The organism is Caldivirga sp. (assembly GCF_023256255.1).
Taxonomy (GTDB): Archaea; Thermoproteota; Thermoprotei; order Thermoproteales; family Thermocladiaceae; genus Caldivirga.
In genome coordinates this window covers 1-6622 of record NZ_JAGDXD010000025.1, presented here as the reverse complement: position 1 = coordinate 6622, position 6622 = coordinate 1, and the positions used below count along the sequence as shown (strand labels likewise).

Sequence of the window (6622 nt, the reverse complement as noted above, 5' to 3'; positions counted from 1 at the left end):
AGCTGGCGAGGAGAATTGAGGAGTTGAAGCCAAGAATAAAGTGGAGTGATGAGCTAGAGAATACTCTAAGGGCGCTTAAGGAAGAACTCGAAGGTAAGTAGGGCTAAACCCAGTGAACTAAACCTCACGTAGTCGGCCAAGGCCTTGATGGCATCAGCCACAGTCTCCATATCCTCGCTGCGGGGTCCATCAATGAGCCTAAGTTTCCCACCAACGTAGAATTGTAGAGTACACTAAAGTTTACCCACACCCTGAAGGGCGGTATTCACTGCTAATTTCACTAATAAATACAAGATCAGGAGCTTAATGTCACACCTTAAACCTTGCATGGAGGCTAGGGAATAATAAGCCCTGTAGACCCGTGGTTCTTCATTGAAGCGCTAGTTTAGTAAAAGTTTTAGTTATTACTCTAAAATTTTTTTAAGAAAAACTCAGAGAAGCGCACTGAAGCCGAGCAAAACAAAGCCAAAAAGCACAAGCTACCTAGTGCTGGGGAAGCACACAATAGCATTAATGCATAGTGAAAGTAACCCTCCCAATGGGAGGGGGAAGGGTGGTGAGGCAGCAATGAACAGGTATGAGGCCAGGAACAGAAGTGGAGAAGTTAAGGGAATGGGAGGAGGGTATAGGTTGCTTAGCTTCACTTCTTAACTTAGTTTACTTCATAGATTACTACTTAGCAGGGCACTGGGCATTGCCACTATTCAGAGGGCTAATTAGTGGTCTTCCTAATTCATTAACCATGGCTGGAAGGTTGTGTGGTTGGCTAATTAGGTGGATTAACGGTAGGGTGGTTGACTATGAGTGGGTCGTATAGGGGCCGGGGCTTTAGGTTAACGTGCATTTACCTGGATCCGGACATCTACATAGCCCTGAGGCTTAGGGCTATTAGGGAGAATAAAGACATGAGTGAGATTGTTAACGATGCCCTTAAGCGCTACTTAGCTGAGTCTGATCGACTAAGCAATCAGACTAGTGGTCAGCAGGACACCAGCCGGCTAATTAGCTGGTCAACCAGTAACTCACAGGGAGTCATGAGGGGTGGTGGTAATGAGTAGTGGAGGTAGTGTAACGTCTATTAATGCTGGATCCCATATTGCACTTAGCCAATGCGCGCATGATGAGGTTAAGGCTATAATCCTGGATGAGGCTATTAGTAGTAATTTAAGTGCGGGGGAGCTTGGTGAAATTGCAGCAGTCTTCAATAGGCTTTTTAATGGGAGTGGTGAGTTGAATGAGCTTCTTCGGATGTTATATGAGGTGGTAAGTTCATTGAATTTAAACATCCAGGAGTACCTAATTAAGTTTAGTGAGGGGATTAATAAGGGGGTTAATGATCCTAGGCTGATTAAGATTGCGGACAGTATCGTTAAGAGGATTAGTGAATGCGCTCCAAGGGAGTTGAGGATTGATGACGTTGTTCACAGTATTAATGAATTGAAGCCTATTTATAATATCGAATCCAAGGCGTACTTGGTAAGGCTAAGGGTGGGTAAGGCTGTTGTACCAATGGACATAGGTGTTAAGGTTATTGGTGAAGCCCTGGATGATAATAACGCAAATGCATTGCGGAGGTTAACCGAAAGGATTAATAGGATGATAAGGCCCCTTGGATTCCGCACATCCAGTGATGTCGTCAGAAACCTACTAATCCTGGTGAGGCAGCATGCTGAGGTTCTAGCCGAGAATCCGCTTGATGAAGTCGTTAAGGAGGGGTTTATTGAATTCCTCAGGGAACACTGCACTTACGTTGAGCATAGTGATTCGGTACCTGCATCAATTGACCCTAGGGATGTGGCTATCCTGAGCCGTGGGGAGCTTAGAATACCATTATCTATGTATTCTAGGCTCAAAGTACCCGGATTAAACCCCGGTCAGAAGGGCATAGTTACTAGGAGGCTTAAGGAACTTGGTGTAATTAAAAAGAGACTGCATAGTAGGGTTAATGGTATTCAGGTACATTATTACGTATTCAACAGGAAGAGGCTGGAGGAATTCCTGGGTGATGATGTGGCGCAGTACTGTAGGGAGCTTAAAACCACGTCTAATGAGCAGTTCATTAAGGAGCTCTTTAGCTCAGCACCAGTCATGAAACAGGAGGGGGGTGAGGACTATGAGTGAGTGTATTGATGCGGAGGGGGGTGTTTCAGTGGCTCTGTGTATCAATACACACCAATACACGCATCAATACACTGGAATGAGCCGGCTGGGGCCGGGTGATGACTGTGCCTAAGGCGGTTCATCCTGCCTCAATAAGTGGATCAATGACTCTCCTTGAGCGGCTTACATTTGACGTTATTCAAACCAATACACAGTATGTGAACTCATTCTTAAACCTCGCCCGTAATGCCTACAATATCCTGATAATTGGAGCACCAGGCGTTGGTAAAACTGAGAGGGGCATTAATGAGGCAGCGAGACGTGGTAAAGGCGTGGCTATTGCATTTAATAGAAGTGTTGCCGAGGAAAATAATAGTAGGGGGCTTGAGTCATATACGCTTGACTCACTAATAACCAAGGCATTGGGTATTGATTCGCTACTAAGAGCCTACCCAAGGGGAAGTTTGAAAAACCTTGAATGGGTTGAAACGAGGAATGTTGAGTACGCGGTTGAGAGAATAAGGAGCTTTGCATCGCATGTATTCGGCATACCCTATAGCCTTGACCCATACAGCGAGGCGCCTGGTAATTTACTATTTCATTATTTGGATGTTTCAGTCAATAAGGCTGGCATTGAAGGTGCTAGGTGGTTAGTTAGTCATTTAGTCGGCTTGAAGTTGAATGATGCGGCTTTGGCATTGTGCCTATATTCAGCAATGCTTGGTGTTCAACCACCAATATGTAGGTATGACCTCATTTACAATGGCCAATCTATAAACGCCTTAGACTTCACCTTCGCTAGGGCTAAGGTGGCTGATGGTGAGGGTGAAGGCTTCTTTAACGGTTATGAGGCATTATTCATTGATGAATTCCAGGACTATTCGCCAGTCATGCTAGCCTCCGTAGCTAGGCTATTTAAGCATGTTGACGTGCTCATAATAGCCTTCGATGATGACCAATGCGTATATAGAAGGTTACATTACGCTATGTGTGGTGAGGTCGCATTAAGGCTGATTAATATGGTTAAAAATAAGGAGATTGATGGTAAGGTAATTCACCTAAAGAGGTCACACAGGGTTCCAGACAACATTGCGCAGGTTGCTCAAAGGGCATTAATTAGATGGAGTAGGGGCGTGAGGGTTCCTAAGGCTTGGTGTGGGACGCCGATCAAGGGCAATATTGCAGTGATTAATCCTGGCGAAATGTTAGAGCTTGTTAGGAGGCTTGCTGATGAGGGTAAGAGGGTCTTCATAATTGCCCCATCAAATGAGGTTGTGGTCAGCATAGCCCTTTCAGTAATGACCCACACAGGCTACAGGGTCAACTTCCTTAAGGACCTACCAACAAGCGTTAGGAGGGTTATTGAAGCGGCACAAGCACTGGTTGAGGGTACAGTTCCTCTTGGGGATCTTGTAAACGAGTACGGTGATCAATTAATTAAGTTAGCTGTGGACTTGGTTGAAGCGTTGAGTAGGAGGGTTAAGGATTCGTTACTGGTTCAAACGCAGACTGAGGTTAGGGAGAGGGTTAAGCAGATATTGGGTGAATTTAAGTCGAAATCGATAGGCATTGGCCAAATAACAATTGATACACCCTACACCATGAAGGGTCTTGAGGCTGATGCAGTCTTCATAATTAATGCAACCACAAGAAGGAAGATCGCCTTCGACGCTGTTCATGGTGACGTTAGGCCACTCTACGTTGCCTTAACTAGGACTAGGGGTGACTTGTACATTGTTAGGTTCAATACTGGCTACCAATGGTTTCCACTGGATGAGTTCTGTAGGGTGGCTGGCATCAGGTGCATGAGGCATGATGGTTAAAAGAATTAGCCATAGGGATGTTTGGGTTAAGTGGCTCCTGGGGCCGCATGCGGATAGGATTATTGACTGGAATAGTAGGCACATGAGTGATGACTTAACGATAGTGGCTAGGAGGCTTCAAACATATGGTGGTGAGCCAGTTAAGTTACCTAGGCGTTTAGCCAGGTTTGGTGGAGTGATTGGCTACTGTGCAATTAAGCCTAATGTGATTGAGCTGCTTAAGGATGGTGTTGAATCACCGTGGATAAGCCTAATAGATTACTTAAATGGTAGGGTTAACATGGCTGTATCCGCATCATTCATTAATCAACTCCATGGAGGGTGCAGGATGCCTAAGGAGACTAGGTTCACTGTGGCTGATAGGGTCATAATAGACGTTGACTTAGGTGAAGGCGGCTTGGATAGAGTTAAGGAGACTGCCGACAGGGTGGTTAAGGCTTCAGTAAATGTGCTTAATGTTGAACCCCTCATACTACACTCAGGCTGTAAGGGTATTCACATAGTCTACTTCCTAAGTGACTTCATTGAAGCCAATTACTTGCCGGCAGTAGCCATTGGGTTAGCTAACGTGCTTAAATTTGGGGAATTAGGCATTAAGCCTGATTCACAAACCTTAACCCCAAGCCACACGTTTAGGCTACCCTACACAGTCAACCTGAGGTGTGGTAAGGTTGCTGAATTCCTAAACAGCACAATGGATATTGACTTCAATAGGCACATGCTGCCAATAAATATTGCTAAGGCACTGGCATTAATGTTTAATGAGGAGAAGAAGACAACACCGCAGGTTAAGCCCCAGGGAAATAGGACTGATGCTTGCATTGAGTTGGCTAAAATGAGGGATAGTGGCATTGACGTATCGGTACTATGGGCAGTATTCAAGTGCAGTGAAAGGGAAAGCAGTAGGATTTGCTTAAGCAACCCGATAATAGGCAGGGTTTGTGGGCCTAGGGAGCTACTGGGCTATGGCTGGGTGAAATACATTGTTGATAATGGTATTCTCCTGCCAGATGCTAGGCATGCCTTAATCTGGACCACGCTAGGCCAAGTAATCAACATGGGGCTAGTGGCTAGGGGGAAGGCTGAGGAGTGGTTAAGGATGAGCCTAGGGAAGTACCCTGATAGGGAGGGTGAACCCATTGACAACTACATTAAGGAGCTGGACTACTACATAAAATACCGTAAGGGTAGTGAGATAAATCCACCCACTTGGCGAACATTAGTAACGTGGATAACGAAGAGCAGCGAAGAAGCAAGCCCAGCGGTAAGGCATGTAGCAGTAAACGTAATTAAAGCACTATGGGAAAATGAGGTAATTACAGTTGAGAAGCCTGAAGAGCTTAAGGGGTTAGTCAGGGAAGATGCTGAATCATTCAACCAAATCCTAAAGACACAGTTAAAGACTAGTAATGGTAAGGAGACTTAGGCTTATATGCAGTAACGTCTGGTTACTAAGCCGAGAAGCGTGCCTGGTAGTAGCCATTTGATTCTTGATTCGCAGAACCTCAGCCATAATCGCCTAACAACAGGTGCTTTATTTAGGTCAACAATCTCCTTGGTTCTCTTACCTAGGATTATTGAGTATAGAGATACTTCACCCAAGTCTATTGGTTTATAATTCATGGGTTTCCTTGCCTTTAAAAAGACTCCAGGTGCTTCATGATCTCTAGTCAATTTTAAGATCTCAAAATCTTTAAAAATCCTAACCATATCGCTAGGCTCGTAACGCCAGTAATCATGCGGATAAGCATGATACCCAAAACCGAAGGAACGAGTAGTAATGTAAATGAAGCCACCCTTCTTAAGCACAGCCTTCATGTTATTAATGACAAGCCTCCAGTCACGGACATGCTCAAGGACCTCGGTGGAAATAACAACATCGAAGGACTCAGGACCGAAGTAATCAACTAATCTCTCAGCCGGTAGGACAATATCGACGTACTTACCAGGCTCAATATCAATACCAATGTACTCCCTGGGCTTACAAAACCTCTCTATCAAAGGCCTAACACTACCATTCACATACCTACTACCAACCTCAAGGACACGCCTACCCTCAAACTCCTTACAATCCACGTTCTCCATGAAAAACTCTATGACAGCAACATTACACATAAACTACACCATGTGGTTAAAGTCTCTTTTAAAGCATGTTGTTGTTCCGTGCTTGTTGAGTCCAATCCTTATGGCTATGTCGTTGTGCGCCCATGTTCGGCATCTGTACCCCATTGGCTCTATTTTGCTAATTAGATCATTGACTGTGTAGTTCCTCAGGTAACCCGCGTACTCAATCTTAATGATGTCGAATAGCCTAAGCACGTCAGTCTCGTTACTGACCACATCCCACTCACAACCCTTACAATCCAACTTGAGAACCTTGACCCTGAAGCTGCTCAAATCAACACTAAGCCTTGAAACCTCATTAATCAGCGTCCCAAGCCTCATAGACCTAACCCTAGCCTTAAACCTTTTCACCTCATATATGGATGCTGCACCATCAAACTCGCCATCATAGGATATATTCACATAATCATCCCTATCGGCAATGGCGGCGTTGATGGGTAATATCCTCGGCTTAAGCTCTGGGTTAAGCTCAATATTCCTAATCATCTCCTCGTAATTAATGGGCACTGGCTCAACTACGATAACCCTCTTAGCGCCTCTTAAGGCGAAATAAATCGAGGAATCGCCAACAAAGG

General features: G+C 44.9%; 7 protein-coding genes. 5 read left to right on the top strand and 2 right to left on the bottom strand.

Translation table 11 applies throughout. From position 1 onward, the window contains the following. Positions 1 to 577: 577 nt before the first annotated feature. The 5 genes from Q0C29_RS03680 (at position 578) to Q0C29_RS03660 (ending at position 5349) form a co-directional block, all read left to right on the top strand. Positions 578 to 817, top strand: coding sequence for a hypothetical protein (locus tag Q0C29_RS03680; protein WP_291999307.1), 240 nt, complete (start codon positions 578 to 580; stop codon positions 815 to 817). Beyond that, entirely contained in the window at positions 801 to 1058 is a 258-nt protein-coding gene (locus tag Q0C29_RS03675) for a hypothetical protein (RefSeq protein ID WP_291999306.1), read from the top strand. Before Q0C29_RS03680 ends, Q0C29_RS03675 begins: the two co-directional genes overlap by 17 nt. Next, positions 1051 to 2121, top strand: coding sequence for a hypothetical protein (locus Q0C29_RS03670; protein WP_291999305.1), 1071 nt, complete (start codon positions 1051 to 1053; stop codon positions 2119 to 2121). Before Q0C29_RS03675 ends, Q0C29_RS03670 begins: the two co-directional genes overlap by 8 nt. 104 nt (positions 2122 to 2225) lie before the next feature. Further along, positions 2226 to 3923 (top strand): UvrD-helicase domain-containing protein, encoded by a 1698-nt coding sequence (locus Q0C29_RS03665; protein ID WP_291999304.1) that lies wholly within the window; start codon positions 2226 to 2228, stop codon positions 3921 to 3923. Next, positions 3913 to 5349 carry a hypothetical protein gene (locus tag Q0C29_RS03660; RefSeq protein ID WP_291999303.1) on the top strand — a complete coding sequence of 479 codons (1437 nt, stop codon included), beginning with the start codon at positions 3913 to 3915 and terminating at the stop codon, positions 5347 to 5349. Before Q0C29_RS03665 ends, Q0C29_RS03660 begins: the two co-directional genes overlap by 11 nt. Before the next feature lie 2 nt (positions 5350 to 5351). Here the strand turns inward: Q0C29_RS03660 and Q0C29_RS03655 are convergent, their stop codons facing one another. Together Q0C29_RS03655 and Q0C29_RS03650 are read right to left on the bottom strand one after the other, a co-directional pair. Next, complete coding sequence (locus Q0C29_RS03655) at positions 5352 to 6038, bottom strand: bifunctional 2-polyprenyl-6-hydroxyphenol methylase/3-demethylubiquinol 3-O-methyltransferase UbiG (RefSeq protein ID WP_291999302.1); 687 nt, start codon at positions 6036 to 6038, stop codon at positions 5352 to 5354. Between the two features lie 3 nt (positions 6039 to 6041). Beyond that, on the bottom strand, positions 6042 to 6622 hold a 581-nt coding region (locus Q0C29_RS03650; protein ID WP_291999301.1), incomplete at its 5' end, for an FkbM family methyltransferase.

Coding starts and splice junctions, on each gene's coding strand:
- Q0C29_RS03680 (WP_291999307.1), top strand. CDS start 578: ATGAGGCCAGGAACAGAAGTGGAGAAGTTAAGGGAATGGGAGGAGGGT.
- Q0C29_RS03675 (WP_291999306.1), top strand. CDS start 801: ATGAGTGGGTCGTATAGGGGCCGGGGCTTTAGGTTAACGTGCATTTAC.
- Q0C29_RS03670 (WP_291999305.1), top strand. CDS start 1,051: ATGAGTAGTGGAGGTAGTGTAACGTCTATTAATGCTGGATCCCATATT.
- Q0C29_RS03660 (WP_291999303.1), top strand. CDS start 3,913: ATGATGGTTAAAAGAATTAGCCATAGGGATGTTTGGGTTAAGTGGCTC.
- Q0C29_RS03655 (WP_291999302.1), bottom strand. CDS start 6,038: ATGTGTAATGTTGCTGTCATAGAGTTTTTCATGGAGAACGTGGATTGT.